The sequence below is a fragment of the Pedobacter sp. UBA5917 genome (assembly GCF_002432345.1).
Taxonomy (GTDB): Bacteria; Bacteroidota; Bacteroidia; order Sphingobacteriales; family Sphingobacteriaceae; genus Pedobacter.
Genome location: NZ_DJDT01000054.1, coordinates 1 through 15,993, shown reverse-complemented (window position 1 = coordinate 15,993; position 15,993 = coordinate 1). Strand labels below are relative to the sequence as shown.

The window sequence follows — 15,993 nt, the reverse complement described above, 5'->3', positions numbered from 1 at the left end:
ATGTGGGCACGGCAGAAACCAGCCATATTTTAAGTGTGGCCGATGCCGACCTGATCAGCAACGCGGTAAAAAACCGTTATGGAAATGTTTTCGACGCAGGTACCGCAGGTGTGTACACCAATTCTAATCAATCCCAAAAATTCTTCAACCGTTTAGACTGGAACATTAACGATAAACACCAGCTGGCCATCCGTAACAATACCATTTTTAGTAAGGCCACACACATGGACCGCGATCAGCAGGATTTCCGTTTCAGCAGTATGGCCTTTGAGCAGAAAAACAACCAGACGAGTACTGTTGCCGAACTGAAAAGCCGTTTCAACAACGAGCTTTCGGGTAATTTATTGGTCGGTTTTACCCATGTAAGCGATAGCCGCGATCCGTTGAGCGATCCTACTTTGCCACAGGTGCAAATTATGGGCCGTACACCTGGTACCACCATTTATTTGGGTACCGACCGCGAAGCGAGTATTTTTAACATGAAACAAAAAACCTGGGAGTTTACCGCAAACCTAAACTGGACAAAAGGTCGCCACAAAATTTTAGTGGGAACGCACAACGAGCTTTACAACATCCAATACGGTTTTGTAAACGCCTGGAATGGTCGTGTTGATTACCAGAGCATCGAAGATTTTATCAGCAACAACCCTTACCGCGTTCGTGGTAGTTACAATTACACCAATAACAGCCGCGATTACCTCTTGGCCAATCCAGCAGCTGATTTTAATGTAAACATGTACAGTTTATATGTGCAGGATGAAATCAGGATCAGCGACAAATTAAGTATTACACCCGGTTTACGTGCCGATTTGGTGAATTTACCAACCATGCCACAGTTGAGCGATAAAGTGCGCGATATTATGGCCGATCCTAATTTTGGCAATACTTACACTTATACGCCACTTAACCGAATCGAAAACAAGTTTTTAAACAAGGTGCAATTATCGCCCCGTTTAGGTTTCAGGTACGATGCATTGGGTAATCAGAAACTAATTGTAAGAGGAGGAGCAGGTTTGTTTACCGGCCGTATTCCTTTTGCCTGGCTGGCTTATGCCTATTATAATACAGGCAATAACTTTGGCGCATTTGATCAAAGGGCCGATCAGCAGCCATTTACACCTGGCAGCGATGCCATTAAACCAAGTCCGAACGGGATTAGCAATTTTATCCAACAAAATGGTGCGGTAATCAATAACCCGAACAGTGGTCGTACACAGATTGATTTGGTCGACAATAATTTTGTAATGCCGCAGGTATTCCGTTCGAGTTTGGGCATTGATTACGAAACCGATAACGACTGGCGTTTCACCATCGAAGGGATGTACACCAAAAGTTTAAAAGATGTACTGTTCCAACAATTAAATACCAAAGATAACCCGCTTTATTATGGTTACGATAAACAGAAACAACAGCCAGTTTACAGCGGAACAGTTGATCCACGTTTTTCAAATATTTATCTGTTAAGCAATACCAGTCAGGGTTACCGCTATAGCCTTACCGGAACGATAACCAAAACATTTGTTAAAGCTTTAAACGTTACCGCGTCTTATACCTATGGCGAATCGAAAGATTTAAGCAATGGCGTGCGTAACTCGATGGAAAGCAACTGGCAGTTAAACCAGGCTTTGGTGCCCAATAACCCGGCATTGAGCTACAGCAATTTCGATACCCGCCACCGTATTGTATCCAGTATTGGTTACAGCCATGGATGGGAAAAAGCAGGGAAAACCACGGTGAGTTTGTTTTTTAGTGCGCAATCGGGCAGTCCTTTTAGTTATGGTATTGTAAACAGCAGTATCCAGGGTTTATCGCAACAGGTAAGTTTGGCCTATATTCCGCTGCGCGAAGAGGCTATCCGCTTTTTTAAAGATCTGCCTAACCAAACTGCGGTACAGCAGGCAGCTGCTTTTAACCAGTTTATTGATGGAAACAAATACCTGAGCAGCCGCAGGGGCGATTTTACCGAGCGTAATAAAGCCCGTACGCCGTGGAATGTACAGGCCGATCTGCATCTGGCACACGAGCTTTTTGTAAACAGCGATAAATCGCAATCGTTGAGTTTAAATGTCGATATCATCAATCTTACCAACCTCATCAACAAAACCTGGGGCGTACAGTATTTCTCGCCAAATACCTTTAACTCCACCAGCAGTGTAGGTTTAACGCCAACTCTGTTTCCACCGCAGCAAAATGCCGGAAACTACCCTGTATTTACTTTTAATAACCCCGGGCAGCCTTATAGCATCGATTATTTTAGTTCGAGGGTGCAAATGCAGTTGGGCTTGAGGTATAGTTTTTAACATCAAAAATAGATATTATGATTATTCAACATAAAAAGGGTTTAAGTATCGGATTAATACTTTTCCTGCTGCTGGTTATCGGGGCCTGTAAAAAGGATAAAACCGAAACCCCTGCGGTAGCATTTAAAATAACAAGTTACTATCCCAACAGTGGTAATGCCGGAACCCTGGTTACCATTGCCGGTACAGGTTTTGGCACGGATATTAAACAGTATTCGGCTACTATTGCCGGTAAAACTGCCGAAGTAATCAGTGCAACCGCCGAAGCGGTGGTGATCCGTATGCCCGAAGGGGGCACTACCGGGGCCTTAGCTTTAAAGTACGATACACAAAGTTTTGATATCGGCTCCTATACTTATCAAGACCTCACCATAACCACAGTATTGCCTGCAAATGGACCGGCAGGTTCGCAGATCAGGATTACCGGGGCGGGTTTTAGCAGTACAACCACACCTGCAAGCGTTTTTATTAATGGTAAAGCTGCATTGGTGGTAAGTGTATCCGATAATTTGATCGTAGCTGAAGTACCAGCAGATGCCGGTTTTGGCGCCATCATGGTAAAAGTGAACGGAAAAGAAGCAAAAGGACAGGATTTTACCTACCAGGCCATTGCAAGCATTAAACCTTTAAGCGGAGGTAAAAACACAAAAGTAACCATCAACGGAACAGGTTTTGAAGAGCTTGCTGCCGGAAATATCATCGATTTTAACGGTACTGCAGCTACGGTATTGGAAGCCTCCAAAGAAAAACTGGTGGTAGTAGCACCCGACGGGGTTAGAACAGGTCCTTTATCGGTAAACATTAACGGGCAGAAAATCACAGGTCCGGTTTTTACCGTTGTTGCTCCGCCATCAATAGGAATTGTTACACCTTTAAGTGGTCCGAAAGGTGCTGAAATGACCATTTCTGGTACCTTGTTCAGCGCCATTGCCGATGAAAATAAAGTATTTATCAATGGCATTGCTGTTCCGATTTTATCGGCCTCCGAAAACCAGATCAAACTGGTAGTACCTGGTGGCACCGGAAGCGGAAATGTAAGGGTAGTGGTAAATGATCAGGCAACGGATGGCCCGCAGTTTAGAGACCAGACTTTGGGGATTATTTCGGTGAGCCCCGATAATGGTTTGGCCGGAACAACGGTTACCATTAAAGGCTCAGGCTTTAGTACCACAGCTTCGGATAACAAAGTTTATTTTAATGGCGTTCTGGCTACGGTAAAAACCGCAAGTGAAAATACCCTGGTCTTAGATGCACCAAATGGTTTAAGTACAGGTGGTTTAAAAGTGGTGGTTGCGGGACTAGAAGCCTTGGCCCCACAGGACTTTAGAAGGGCAGGTATGGTTACTTTGGCCGGAGGGCCTAACAGCGATACTTTTGGCACTTTTATGGCCGGTATAGCAGTTGATCATAACGGCAATGTTTACGTAACCGACCGGATGAATAAGGTGGTGAAAAAAATAACACCTAACGGTACAGTGAGTGTGTTACAGGCCGGTGGAGCCGACATTGTTTTCGATACGCCCTATGGTATTGTAATTGATAAACAGAACAACATTTTTGTATCGGATATTGGCCGCAACCAGATCCGGAAAATCACCCCATCAGGACAAAATACCGTTTATGTTTCGGGCTTTTCGCCGGGTTTAATGGCCTTGGATAATGCAGGCAACCTGTATGTAAACATTAACGGAGCCTTTGCGGGTATGAACAAGGTAAATGCCATAGGTGGTTTTACAAAAATTACCGGACCGCTTTGGCCGATGGCACACCCGGTGGTAGATGCCTCGGGCAATCTGTACTATGTTGATTCGGGTTCGGCCAGCAACAATGCCATTTCATACATCCCGGCAGGTGGATCAAACCTGATCAACTGGGTAGGTTTTAGCGATCCTGGTTATGCCGATGGAACAGGAACCCAGGCCAGGTTTAACAGTATTGCAGGTGGTGTAGCACTTTATGGCGCAGGAAAACTGATTGCTGGTGATCGTTATAACTATGCGCTCAGAGAGATCGATATTGCTGCAGCAAAAGCTTCTACCTTGGCTAAGTTTTCATCAGGTTTTGCCGATGGAACCTTGGCAACAGCAAAAATTGGCTCTATGGATGATATGGCGGTTGATCAGGAGGGGAACGTGTACATTTTAGATGCCAATAACAAGGCGGTTAGAAAAGTGTTTTTGAAATAAATATTAATACCCAGGGAGAGGAAAAGGCTCCCTGGGTTTTTAACCAGAAATTAATGCAGGGGATTAATAGGAGCCAGCATGAGCATTTAAAAAGCCAGCTGATAAAATTGGAAGAAAACCTGAAGGTTGAACAGGCTTGCCCGATGAACGGAAACGATGTTGAATTACTGAACGAACTCGAAAACATCAGATCAAAACGTTTGCAGTTACAGGCTTTGCATATCGAATACCTGAAAAAACTGGCCGATATCGAACTGCACATTGCAAACTATAAATCTTTTTATAACAATGTGAGCATCAATTTTGTAAGCGGAAGGATCAGGAAACTGAATAAGGTTGAAAGGGAGAGATGAAACTTACTGGTCTTAGCGTCTCGCTAAGACCTTTTTTTTGTTTTATGCCACGGATGCACGGAGAAGCAGGGAGATCTCCTTGCGATTACGCTTCTTATTGTGTTCCTCTCAAAAAATACCGTCATTTACGCTTGCGCTCGTTTCCAAACGAGTGCATAAATAGTTACACGATTTTATCGTTGTAAACGATATCCTATTCAACGCTCGTTAGAAACGAGCGTTAACGGAATCGATTTCTACCCTGCCAGTATCGATTTCGTGTGGTACAGTACGGTTTTCTTCTGTGCAAGTGTCAATTTCCAAGTGTACGGAATCGATTTCCACCCTGCCAGTATCGATTTCCACCTTGCCAGAGTCAATTTCGTGTTGTACAGTATGGTTTTCTTCTGTGCAAGTGTCAATTTCCAGGTGTACAGCATCGATTTCCACCCTGTCAGTATCGATTTCGTGTTGTACAGTACGGTTTTCTTCGGTACAAGTGTCAATTGCCAGGCGTACAGTGCCTGTTGTTAGGTATCCAGTACCCAATGTTTTACTTCCAGTGTCAATTGCTTTCCTTCCAGTATCGTAGGTTTTGTTTCCAGCATCAATTGTTTGGCGTACAGTAAGTAATGTTTAATGTTAACTGTCAATTGGTCATGATACAGTAGCCGATGTTTGTGGGAAATGCAAGATGTATGGTGTACTTGATTCTGCGTTGATCAGTGAAATCAGCGGGAACCAAAAATGCAATAGGTTATCCCGCAGATTTAAAAAGATATGCGCAGAAAATGAGTTGTGCCAGTGTTTCGTGCGGACACGAACCACGGAAGTTAGAGATTACCTTACGATTAATCTTCTTATTGTGTTGCCTCTCAAAAAATACCGTCATTTCGACTGAAGCGCAGTCCCGAATGTTCGGGAGACAAATCTGCCTAGATAGATTTAGCTTCGCTGAGCACTGCGTGGTTCTCGACTACGTTGCACTCCGCCCGAAATGACGGTTTTTATTTAAAGCCCCTCTAGTCGAGACGGCTACTTTTTTTTATCTTACGCTTGCGCTCGTTTCCAAACGAGTGCATAAATAGTTACGCGATTTTATCGTTGTAAACGATATCCTATTCAACGCTCGTTAGAAACGAGCGTTAGCGGAGTTATGAATGACCCTACTGGTCTTAACGTCTCGCTAAGACTTTTTTTATTTTATGCCACGGATGCACGGAAAAACACGGAGATTACCTTACGATTAATCTTCTTATTGTGTTGCCTCTCAAAAAATACAGTCATTTACGCTTGCGCTCGTTTCCAAACGAGTGCATAAATAGTTACACGATTTTATCGTTTAAACTCCCCTAATTACCGTCATCTCGAGCGGAGTGCAACGTAGTCGAGAGATCTGTCTCGAGGTAAATCTCTCCATTCCGCTACGCTTCTTCCGATAGCTATCGGAACGAGATGACGGTTTCTTTTTAAAGGTACTCCGATGACTTTTTCATCTCATTCCAATCCCCTTCAGGTACTTAATAAGTGCTTCTGGATGATCAGTCTGCAAACCCTGAACGCCATGTTTAATTGCCTTGTCCCAGTCATCGGATGTTTCGTTTGCTTTTTGTACATCCATAAAAATACTGATGCCCATGCTTTTTAAAACGGGTAGCAATTGTTCGTTAGGGACATTATCAATTGCCTTCAGTGGTGTTTTTGCCATTGTCGCCATTAAGCCCTCTTTGCTTGTAATGGCCTTATCTAAACGACTCATTAGCGGCATCTCAGGCGCAGTTTTCCGCCACGAAAGGTAATCGTTGCCCCCCACATAAACCAATACCTGGTGTTCCATTCCGGCTTTTTTAATGGCTTGATAAGCTTTTTCTGCGTCTGCAGCTTTAAAATCCAAATAGATATTGATTTTTCCTTTGCAGGCTTTTAGTGCTTCTTCAAAACTGGGAATGTGGTGTAAACTGCTGTCTTTGCCTACAAGTACGAGTTTTTTTACCGTTTCAAAATCAAGGTCTTTTATTAATCCCTTTCCGTTGCTTACCCCATCTACCCGGTCGTTATGCAGAAGTACCAGTTGTCCGTCTTTCGTTGTACGCAGATCGAGCTCCACATAATCGGCACCCAACGCAATAGCCTCCGTAATGGAAGCTATTGTGTTTTCTGGTTTAATTAAATGACTGCCGCGATGGGCAATCACAATAAAAGCATTTTTTGATTTCGGTAACGGCCTCATCACCTGTTGTGCGAATGCCGGTATGCACAGGCTACTGAACAAAATGCCCAGTAGCACTGGTTTTAGTTTGATGCCCATGCTTAAGGTTTTTGTGCAGGGTTTAAATCTGTAAATGCTGCTGCGCTGTTTCTGTCGGCTTTTTTTAATGAGAAAGCATCGAAAAGTTCGCCGGAGGTTTTATAGGCCTCAAATTTAAGGTTTGCACCATCCACATGGATCACCTGGAAAAGCTGCGTATTCTCTAACGATACATCCATCCATTTGGCACCATCTACTTTGTACATTTTAGGACCTGCAACCGAAACCAGGTAAACCGGACCGCTTACTTCCCTTCCCGATAATCCACGTGGCAGGTTTTGGCCACGGCTATAGGTATGGTCATGTCCCTGTAGTACCAGATCTATATGGTATTTATCGAATAATGGTTTAAAACGCTCTCTGAATTCCTTATTATCCCTGCTTTTTGCTGTCGAAAAAATAGGGTGGTGGAAAGTAATTACCGTCCATAACTTTGTATTTTCTTTTAACACTTTTTCAAGCCATTCGTATTCCGCTTTGGCCGAAGCTTCGTCCAGAATAATCATTTGCGAATCCAGAGAGATAATCCTCATGTCCTGATAATCCACATAATAAACCGATTCTTCCAATCCCTTTGGTCCATTGCCCGCAAAAGTATACTGTACGCCCCAATGCGGATCGAGTACCAGTTTTCTTTTGTCATCGCGCACATATTCGTGGTTTCCCGGCGAAGGGATGCTCGGTACCATGCCATTGATAAAACCACCACCGTAATGCCATTCGCCCCATTCCTGGTCGTTGTTCGAACGATTGATCAGGTCGCCGGTATGGATGATAAACCTGGCATCGGGCTGGTGCGAAAATGCCTTACGGATTACCCGCGACCATTTAGAACGGATATCGTTCTGTGCATCACCAAGGTAAATAAAAGAAAATGGTGTGCTTTTAACCGATGCGGTGGTAAACTGGAACCACTCGCTCCAATGTTCTCCTGAGCCCACACGGTAAGCATAAACTGTTGCCGGTTTAAGGTTACTAAAAGTAACGTGGTGGTACCGTGCTATTTCATAATTATTACCGCTTCCCAATAGGGTAGAAGTGGCATCGTAACTGGTAATGGATTGCTCGAGTGCCGGGTTAGAATCTTCGGCTTTGATCTGTGCTTTTGAAGCTTTAATTGTGGTATCAGTACGCCAGTTTACCGTTTGGCTCGTGGCTGGATCGCCGGCCCAGGTTAAAATTACGCGGTCGGGAAAATGCCCAGGCTTAAAATCCTGGGCATATGTTTTAACGCCAATGGTTAAAACAGAGAGTGTAATTAAAAAAGCTTTGTGATATAATTTCATGTTATTTTATTCAGTAATAAAAGAATTGGTTTATTTCAGGTACCACATTAAGGTATACTGATTGTCTGCACCGAAAACGGAAACGGCTTTCTGATAGTTAACGCGGTTTTTTGCGCTTTCCGAATCGGGATAGGTATAACGTTTCGGGATGCCTCTTCCAGCTGCTAAGGGACCGGTAACAAAGGCAGGGTAGCCGGTACGGCGCTGATCAAACCATCCTTCGGAACCTTTAAACAACATGGCCATCCATTTTTGGGTAATCAATTGCTCGAGTGTGCCGTCGTATTTTACCAATGGCTGATCAAAATAAATTTGCGCTGCGCTTACCGCATAACTGCTCATCGATTCTCTGATGCCTTTATAATACAGCGATTCGGCAGTTTCGCCACTTACGGTAAGTTTACCTTTTTGTACGGCCTCTGCCAATATAAAGCACTGTTCGGTATAAGTTACCAAACTGGCTTTTAACAACGCGTTAGAAGCGCCTCCGTTTTTGCGGAAAAAAGTAGAAGAGAAAACCGAAACATGATCTTCGCCACCATTATAGGCCGATGGTGCATCAATGGCATTGGGTACGCCTACGTAACGGTTCAGGTCGACAGTTGATCCTGTAGTGCTTTTTACCGGTTCTACCCAAACACCAAGCCTGGGATCGTTCCTTTGAACAAGCCTGTCTACCAGTTCTTTACTTACTTTGGTTTTCTGGTAATCGAAATCAATCATGGCCAAAGGTCCACCCGGCCAGCTGTAAGCAGCAATATTGCCCAAATAGGCTACCTCTGCATTATCGGCACTGCTTTCGAAAATCGGGAAGGCAGTTTTATCGTTCAAAATTTCCTGCATTTCGTTAAAGGCCGGTGTATAGTTTTTCGAGATCCGCAACAACATCCGCAAACGCAGTGAGTTGGCAAACTTGCGCCAGGCTAACGTTTTTCCTTTAAACATCACGTCGCCTTTTGCATTTATCTCCTGACTGTTGCCTTTTAATATCTCGTTGGCTTCTCTCAATTCTTTCAACAGATCTGGATAAATGGCCTGCTGCTGATCGTATTCGGGGTAAATAACATTAGCCTCTTTCGATTTAAGTGCCTGCGAATAAGGGATATCGCCATACAGATCGGTAAGGTAGCCAAAGTTAAAAGCCTTCATAATTTTACCGATGGCAACGTACTGGTTCTCCGAACGTTTCTGTGCCGTTTCCATAAAGGTTTTGTTTACGGCCAAGCGGGCGTATATATCATCCCAATCAACCGGGCCCCAATCTAACAGATCGTAACCTGTATTGCGTACCAGGGTAAGGTAGCGCGCTGCAGAAGCCGGCCTGCGGCCCACCGCATTTTCCTGGTAGGCATAAGCGGTAGAAACGAGCACATCCGACATTAAAAATTCGGTATTTGTGGTTTCGGGGGCATTGGGGTTGGTATTTATTGCCTCAAAATCTTTGGTACAGCTTGTTATCAGTGCCAGCAGCACGAAAAGGAGCGTTGTATATTTGAATTTCATTTTTGTACAGGTTAAAAGTTACAACTTAGTTTAAAACCGAATGAGCGGGTGCCCGGCAATGTCCAGTGGCCTACGCCCAGTTTAAAGCCTTCGGTAACACTCATCGTCGTTTCCGGATCGTAGCCTAATCCATTGGCTGTCCAGGTGTATAAGTTTCTTCCGATAAGCGATAGCGACAGGTTGCTGATGGGTAGTTTACGCGTCAGTTTTTTGTCGAACACATAGGTTAACGAGGCTTCCCTGATTTTCACGAACGAAGCCGAATAGGTTAACCTTTCGTAGTATTTGTTGTAGGTATTATTGTAAAAGTCAGAAGCGGCAATAATCACCGTATTTTGGGTAAGGTTACCGTTTGCATCGGCAATATAACCTGGTATAATCATCCCGTCGTTACGTTTCCTGCCCTGCGAATCCGTCCACGGTAAACCACCAGTTTCGGCATCCCTACCTACCAATGTATTATCGGTTAAGCCGGCATTGATTAAACTTTTGACTACGTACGAATAAAAATTACCACCCTTGCGCCAGTCTAAAAGCACATTTAAAGTAAAGTTTTTGTAACTGAAAGTATTGTTAAAGCCTACCGTAAAATCGGGGTTATAGTTTCCAACTTTAAGGTATTCGTTATTGTTACGGATATAATGTCCGGTTTTATCCAGTAAAGCCGCTCCCGCATTTGGTCCGCTGGCTACCTTGGTATAACTTGGTGTGTAAAAATCGCCGATTTTGGTGCCTTCTTTAATTAAATAACGAATATTGTCGCCATCCGCACTGCCCATCGAGTATTCTTTTAAACCTTCTGATAATTCTATTACCTTATTTTCGTTTTTGGTAAAGTTTACGTTGGTTTCCCATTTAAAGGCACCATCAAAAGGCACGGCATTTAAGCCGATTTCCCAGCCGCTGTTCTGGATATTTCCGGCATTGATCAAGCGGTTTGATGAACCTGATGAAATGGTGGTCGGGATGTTGATGATCTGGTTCCTTTTGTTGGTTTTATACCAGGTTACATCTATACCCACACGGCTTTTGAAAAAGCGTAAATCTCCACCGAATTCGTAAGATGTGGCAATTTCGGGTTTAAGGAAGTTATTTTTAAGGTTAAATTCAATGGTAGCCCTTTTTACATCTCCCCAATCCTGATTAAAAGGAATGGTGTTATACAACTGGTAAGGATCTGTATCGCTACCCACCTGTGCCCAGTTTGCCCTCAATTTAACAAATGAAAGTACATCCGATTTGATTTTGAATACATCGGTTACAATGGTGCTTAAGGATGCCGACGGATAAAAATATGAGTTATTGCCATCAGGTAATGTGCTCGACCAGTCGTTCCGGCCCGTTACATCAAGAAAAACCATATCCTTAAAAGATACCTGCCCAAGTCCGTAAATGCTGTTGATGCGTTTACGCGAGTTGTACTGCGAATTTACAATGGTACCGGCCTGTGCATTGGCAATGTTGTATACCCCTGGGATACTTAGGCTTTCCGTTTTCTGCGCTGTATATCTGTTGGTTTGATCCATCTGGTTACCCCCGGCAGAAATACTTAACGACCAATCCTGGTTCAGCAGTTTTTTATAGCTCAGTAAAAAATCGGTATTCTGTTCCTTAAAAAAGGAATTATCTACCCCATAACCGCCAAATTTAAAACGTTTAGAGCTGAAGGGACGTTTGGTTTCGTGTTCTTCGTTATACATATCCAATCCGGTGCGCACCATTAAACTTAAGTTTTTGGTGATGTCGTAAACGGCCTGTATATTTCCGGTTAAACGGTTCCTGTCGTAACCATTGGTATGTTGGTAAGCTACAAAATAAGGATTGTCTGAATCATCTGCCGAAAACTGTTCGATGTTTTCCCTTCCCGGTTTCCAGTAGTTTTTCAGGTCGTTAATGTTCATGTTCGGCGGAAGCGAATACAGCATCTGCGTAACACTTTCGCGGTAGGCCGATGGCCTGTTATCGCTTTTATTGTTTACATAGCCAATGTTGGTGCTGATTTTTAATTTAGGGTGCAGCACATAAGTGGCCGAAAGGTTAAGTGTGTTCCTTTTCAGGTCGGTATTGGGTACTATCCCTTTATTGCTCAGGTTGGTGTACGATAAACGGTAATTGCCATCTGCATTTTTGCCACTGATGGAAATATTGTTGGTGTATGTAGAACCTGTTTCGTAAAAATCCTGTGGATTGTTGGCATAAGATACCCAATCGGTAGGAATTGGTTTACCGTTGGCATCTAAAGGGCTGTTCCATTGCAGGTGTTTTGTACCTACATCAAGCCTCGGGCCCCATGCCGAAGTGGTAGAGGAGGCCGGATCGTCGGTATATTCGCCACCACCAAAGGTATGTTGAAAATGGGGGAACATCCAGGCCTGATCGAACATGGCATTCGAATTAAAATTAATGCCCAAACCTTTTTTGCTGGCCGAACCGCTTTTGGTGGTAATTAATACCACACCGCTTCCGGCCCTGCTGCCATATAATGCTGCAGCACTTGCACCTTTCAGGATGGTAATGCTTTCTACATCATCCGGACTGATGTCGGCAATGGGACTGCCATAATCAACTGATGAGCGGCCAACTTCTGATGTGGCGCGTAGCGAATGTGCTACCGGAACACCATCAACCACAAATAAGGGCTGATTATCGGTAGCGATAGATGATTGCCCCCTGATGGTGATAAAAGAGGTTGAACCCGGATCGGAACCTGTGCTTACTACATTTACCCCGGCTACTTTACCGGCAAGTGAGTTTACCACATTTACTTCTTTTACAGTATTAACATCACTTCCTTTTACCGTAGCAATAGAGTAACCCAATGCTTTTTCGGCACGTTTAATACCAAGCGCGGTAACCACCACGTCTGATAGTGCTGTTTCATCAGGCGCGAGGCTAACATTCAGTTCGGTTTGGTTGTTGATTGCGATTTCTTTGGTCTGATAACCGATCATCCTGAAAATCAGCGTAGCAGATTTATCGGTAACACTCAGGCTAAAATCGCCGTTAAGTTTGGTGCTGGTACTGTTGTTACTTCCTTTTTCGATGATGTTTACACCGGGTAGGGGTAAACCTTTTTCGTCGGTTACTTTTCCACTTATACGGACCGATTTTTTTATAATCACCTGGTTTCTTTCAATCAGGTAAGTAAGCTGCATCGGGGTTAAAATCCGGTTTAATAAACTGCCAACGGTTTCGTTATCTGCTTTTAAGCCCGTAATGTGCTGCTGCTCTACCGCATCCTTATTGGAATAGACGAAATACAGACCGGTTTTCTTTTCGATGGTTTTAAATAGATCGGTTAAGCTGCCCTGTTTTAAATTGATGCTTACCTTGGTATTTAACTGTTGTGCATTTACAGGCGATGCCTGCCCTACAAAGAGCATTACGGAGAGCATGATGTAAACGATGGTGAAAAAACGCATTGCGCTAAAAATTAATTGACTAGTCACTGCTGACTTTTTCATAACTTTGTATGTTTTAATCTTGATGGGTTAAAATAAAATTTAAAATTTCTTAGCTGCGGCATGCGCCAACATGCTGCAGCTATCTTTTACTCGTTGTTTAGTTACATTTACCTCCTTTTATATAAATAGTCTGTTTGTTTATGGTGTAATGGATATCGAATGTGAGACTGATGGTTTTCATTACTTCACTGATTTCTACATTATCGAATTTTGCGGTAAGCTGGCAGCTTTTGAAAGACTGATCGGTTACAATCTTAACTGCATATTTATGCGATATGGTCTGGAATACCTCTTCCATAGGTGTTCTGTCGAAATTCATCTTGCCTGTTCTCCAGTCGATAGAAACTTTGGCTTCTTCAACATCTTCGCGCATCAAACGGACAGATTTTATATCGTAAACCACTTTTTGGTTGGGTAAAAGATGAACTGCTGCTGATTGTACACCGGCCGAATCTCTCGAAACTGCTACTTTTCCGGTGAGTACAGTTACCTGCGGATTGTAGCCTTTCCAGGCCCTGATGTTAAAACTGGTTCCCAGTACCCTGGTTTGGATATTCTGGCTTTTTACCACAAAGGGATGTGTGGGATCTCTTTTTACTTTAAAAAAAGCCTCCCCGCTGAGTTTAACCGTTCTGATATCGGCATGTTTCAGGTTTTGCGGAAAACTGATGCTACTGCCGGAATTTAACCATATTTCAGAGCTATCGGGTAACATTACGTCAACAATTTTACCAGGTGCTGCAGTTTTGGTTGTCCAGGCTATTGCATTTTGGGGAGCTATCAAAGTTTTTTTATCGCCCGTAACAAAAAATATCAGCGCCCCGATACAAGCTGCGGCTATTGCAGCTGGCCACCACCTTACTATTTTTAATTTTTTAGCTGGGGCCGCATCAAGCTGTTGTTTAATGTTGGCAAAACTTTCTTCCCACGATCCATCATCCGGCAGCTGTGCAGTATCCTCCCATAGTAATAATGCTTCTTCCAACTGTTCTTTTCGGTCAGGATCGTTAGCTGCCCAATCGCTAAGTTTTTGCTCAAGCCGTTTTATTTCGGCATTACTGCTGTTGGGGTTTTCCTTTACCGCTAAATATTCGAGTACCAATTTCCAGGTTTCCTGATCCATTCACATGCTTTTATACTAGGAAAGACAATAATAGGAGGGGTGCTACGGGTCGTAACCCGTTAACTTTGCGTTAATAAATCGTTAAGTGATATTTTACCTGAATTCGGATCTGTTTTTTAATACTTTTTGTTGGAGAAATTCAAAACCTTTTACCAGGTGATCTTCTACCGTACGGACTGATATATCCAGTAAAGCTGCAATTTCTTTATAACTGAAACCATCAATCCGGTACATATAAAAAATAAGTCTCCGGCGCTCGGGCATCTGGTCGATAAGGGTGTAAAGTATCCGGTTGCGGTCTTTATTCTGAAAAGCCTGCGCCGGGGTTTCTTTCAGATCAATAATTTCTGGAGCTTCTTCTTCGCTATCAATATGCCAAAAATCTGTTTTTGGTGCTTTATGGTAATTGGTGGCGGCATTTTTAACTGCCCTGAACAGATAGGCTTTTTCATTGGAGAGGATGGTTCCGTTTTTCCAGATGGATATAAACACGTCATTTAAAATGAGTTGCGCCTCTTCTACATCCTTAACCAGATAAAAGGCATACTTTTTTAGCGTGGGGTACATACGGCGATAAAGATCTTCGAAGGTTTTTTCATCAAACTTCTGTTCTTGATCGTCGTTAAATCCGGCAGTATTGTTTTCGCCCATAAATTATCGCGTCAAAATTAAAATTCAGAAACGATACCCATATTAACAGAATATTAAATACTGATGGTAATTGAAGCCATGGCAGAAAAATATTAAAATGAAGAAGAAATTGGTAATATTTTGGATTTAAGATTTCATGGTTTAAAGCTAACGATCTGATCTGCTGTTTTAACCGGTTTTTGTATCAGATATTTAGTCTGTGTTAAGTAATATGCAGGTTAATTTTATGTTAACTGATTTTTTAGCCTTGTTATAATGATAATTTAACATTAAATTTATCATTAGGTAACTTTGTACTAATGAAATTTCCCCTTTTTCTTTATTACGAGCTGCTGATCCGATTGACTATTTTTAAACCCGAAATTGGAGAATTCAGCTCTGCATTGCCTTTTGATGATCATATTTTGCTCAAAACCGACCGTGGTATGATTAATATCCCTTTGGAAATTATGAACATGCAGTTTAACGATCCGAGGCTGATATCAGAACGGGAGATGAATAAACTCGCCGCTACTTTCCGTCCTTATGGAGAAATAGATTCGATGACAGGCAGTGCAGTGTCAAATGCATCATAAGCCATAGCTGCTAAAATGACAAAGTCCGGAAACCACCCCGGACCTTTTACTAATCAACTAAATTAACCAAATATATGATACCGCAAAGTTAGCAGGCATATGTTATCGGATTGTTATCCTTAAGTTTTTTTATTCTATAATGCCGGCCTGTTACCGTTTCGAAATTAATAACAGCGCTTAACATGCGAAAAAAGGTACTTAAGCCCGAACATAAGTACCTTTTTCTAATAAAAAAGTATTTTTCTACTTACTTGCTTTAACGGCG

The 15,993-nt window shown here is 42.8% G+C and carries 10 protein-coding genes; 4 read left to right on the top strand and 6 right to left on the bottom strand.

Annotated elements, in window-relative coordinates:
* The 3 genes from B2V92_RS03570 to B2V92_RS03560 all read left to right on the top strand — a co-directional run.
* Nucleotides 1-2,300 (top strand): TonB-dependent receptor (locus B2V92_RS03570; RefSeq protein WP_293304868.1); only part of this gene is annotated, 2,300 nt, incomplete at its 5' end.
* Nucleotides 2,301-2,317: 17 nt separating this feature from the next.
* Nucleotides 2,318-4,486 (top strand): IPT/TIG domain-containing protein, encoded by a 2,169-nt coding sequence (locus B2V92_RS03565; RefSeq protein WP_293304867.1) that lies wholly within the window; start codon nucleotides 2,318-2,320, stop codon nucleotides 4,484-4,486.
* 53 nt (nucleotides 4,487-4,539) lie between these two features.
* Nucleotides 4,540-4,839, top strand: a complete 300-nt coding sequence (locus B2V92_RS03560; protein WP_293304866.1) for a hypothetical protein — start codon at nucleotides 4,540-4,542, stop codon at nucleotides 4,837-4,839.
* A gap of 1,471 nt (nucleotides 4,840-6,310) precedes the next feature.
* Here B2V92_RS03560 and B2V92_RS03555 read toward each other — a convergent pair.
* The 6 genes from B2V92_RS03555 to B2V92_RS03530 form a co-directional block, all read right to left on the bottom strand.
* Complete coding sequence (locus B2V92_RS03555) at nucleotides 6,311-7,126, bottom strand: glycerophosphodiester phosphodiesterase family protein (protein ID WP_293304865.1); 816 nt, start codon at nucleotides 7,124-7,126, stop codon at nucleotides 6,311-6,313.
* A 2-nt stretch (nucleotides 7,127-7,128) separates the two neighbouring features.
* On the bottom strand, nucleotides 7,129-8,412 hold the full coding sequence (locus B2V92_RS03550; protein WP_293304864.1) for a purple acid phosphatase family protein: 1,284 nt from the start codon (nucleotides 8,410-8,412) through the stop codon (nucleotides 7,129-7,131).
* 30 nt (nucleotides 8,413-8,442) lie between these two features.
* Entirely contained in the window at nucleotides 8,443-9,915 is a 1,473-nt protein-coding gene (locus B2V92_RS03545) for a SusD/RagB family nutrient-binding outer membrane lipoprotein (RefSeq protein ID WP_293304863.1), read from the bottom strand.
* Between the two features lie 11 nt (nucleotides 9,916-9,926).
* Nucleotides 9,927-13,379: a SusC/RagA family TonB-linked outer membrane protein gene (locus B2V92_RS03540; RefSeq protein ID WP_293304862.1), complete on the bottom strand. Its 3,453-nt coding sequence runs from the start codon at nucleotides 13,377-13,379 to the stop codon at nucleotides 9,927-9,929.
* 97 nt (nucleotides 13,380-13,476) lie between these two features.
* Entirely contained in the window at nucleotides 13,477-14,502 is a 1,026-nt protein-coding gene (locus tag B2V92_RS03535) for a FecR family protein (RefSeq protein ID WP_293304861.1), read from the bottom strand.
* A 93-nt stretch (nucleotides 14,503-14,595) separates the two neighbouring features.
* Nucleotides 14,596-15,153 (bottom strand): RNA polymerase sigma-70 factor, encoded by a 558-nt coding sequence (locus tag B2V92_RS03530; protein WP_293304860.1) that lies wholly within the window; start codon nucleotides 15,151-15,153, stop codon nucleotides 14,596-14,598.
* Nucleotides 15,154-15,452: 299 nt separating this feature from the next.
* On the opposite strand from B2V92_RS03530, the gene B2V92_RS03525 reads away from it, so the two are divergent.
* Nucleotides 15,453-15,728 carry a hypothetical protein gene (locus tag B2V92_RS03525; protein WP_293304859.1) on the top strand — a complete coding sequence of 92 codons (276 nt, stop codon included), beginning with the start codon at nucleotides 15,453-15,455 and terminating at the stop codon, nucleotides 15,726-15,728.
* The last annotated feature ends 265 nt before the right edge of the window (nucleotides 15,729-15,993 follow it).

Bases quoted from the DNA above. Each gene is read 5' to 3' on its own strand.
- B2V92_RS03565 (WP_293304867.1), top strand. From the start codon at position 2,318: ATGATTATTCAACATAAAAAGGGTTTAAGTATCGGATTAATACTTTTC.
- B2V92_RS03560 (WP_293304866.1), top strand. From the start codon at position 4,540: ATGCAGGGGATTAATAGGAGCCAGCATGAGCATTTAAAAAGCCAGCTG.
- B2V92_RS03555 (WP_293304865.1), bottom strand. From the start codon at position 7,126: ATGGGCATCAAACTAAAACCAGTGCTACTGGGCATTTTGTTCAGTAGC.
- B2V92_RS03550 (WP_293304864.1), bottom strand. From the start codon at position 8,412: ATGAAATTATATCACAAAGCTTTTTTAATTACACTCTCTGTTTTAACC.
- B2V92_RS03545 (WP_293304863.1), bottom strand. From the start codon at position 9,915: ATGAAATTCAAATATACAACGCTCCTTTTCGTGCTGCTGGCACTGATA.
- B2V92_RS03540 (WP_293304862.1), bottom strand. From the start codon at position 13,379: ATGAAAAAGTCAGCAGTGACTAGTCAATTAATTTTTAGCGCAATGCGT.
- B2V92_RS03535 (WP_293304861.1), bottom strand. From the start codon at position 14,502: ATGGATCAGGAAACCTGGAAATTGGTACTCGAATATTTAGCGGTAAAG.
- B2V92_RS03530 (WP_293304860.1), bottom strand. From the start codon at position 15,153: ATGGGCGAAAACAATACTGCCGGATTTAACGACGATCAAGAACAGAAG.
- B2V92_RS03525 (WP_293304859.1), top strand. From the start codon at position 15,453: ATGAAATTTCCCCTTTTTCTTTATTACGAGCTGCTGATCCGATTGACT.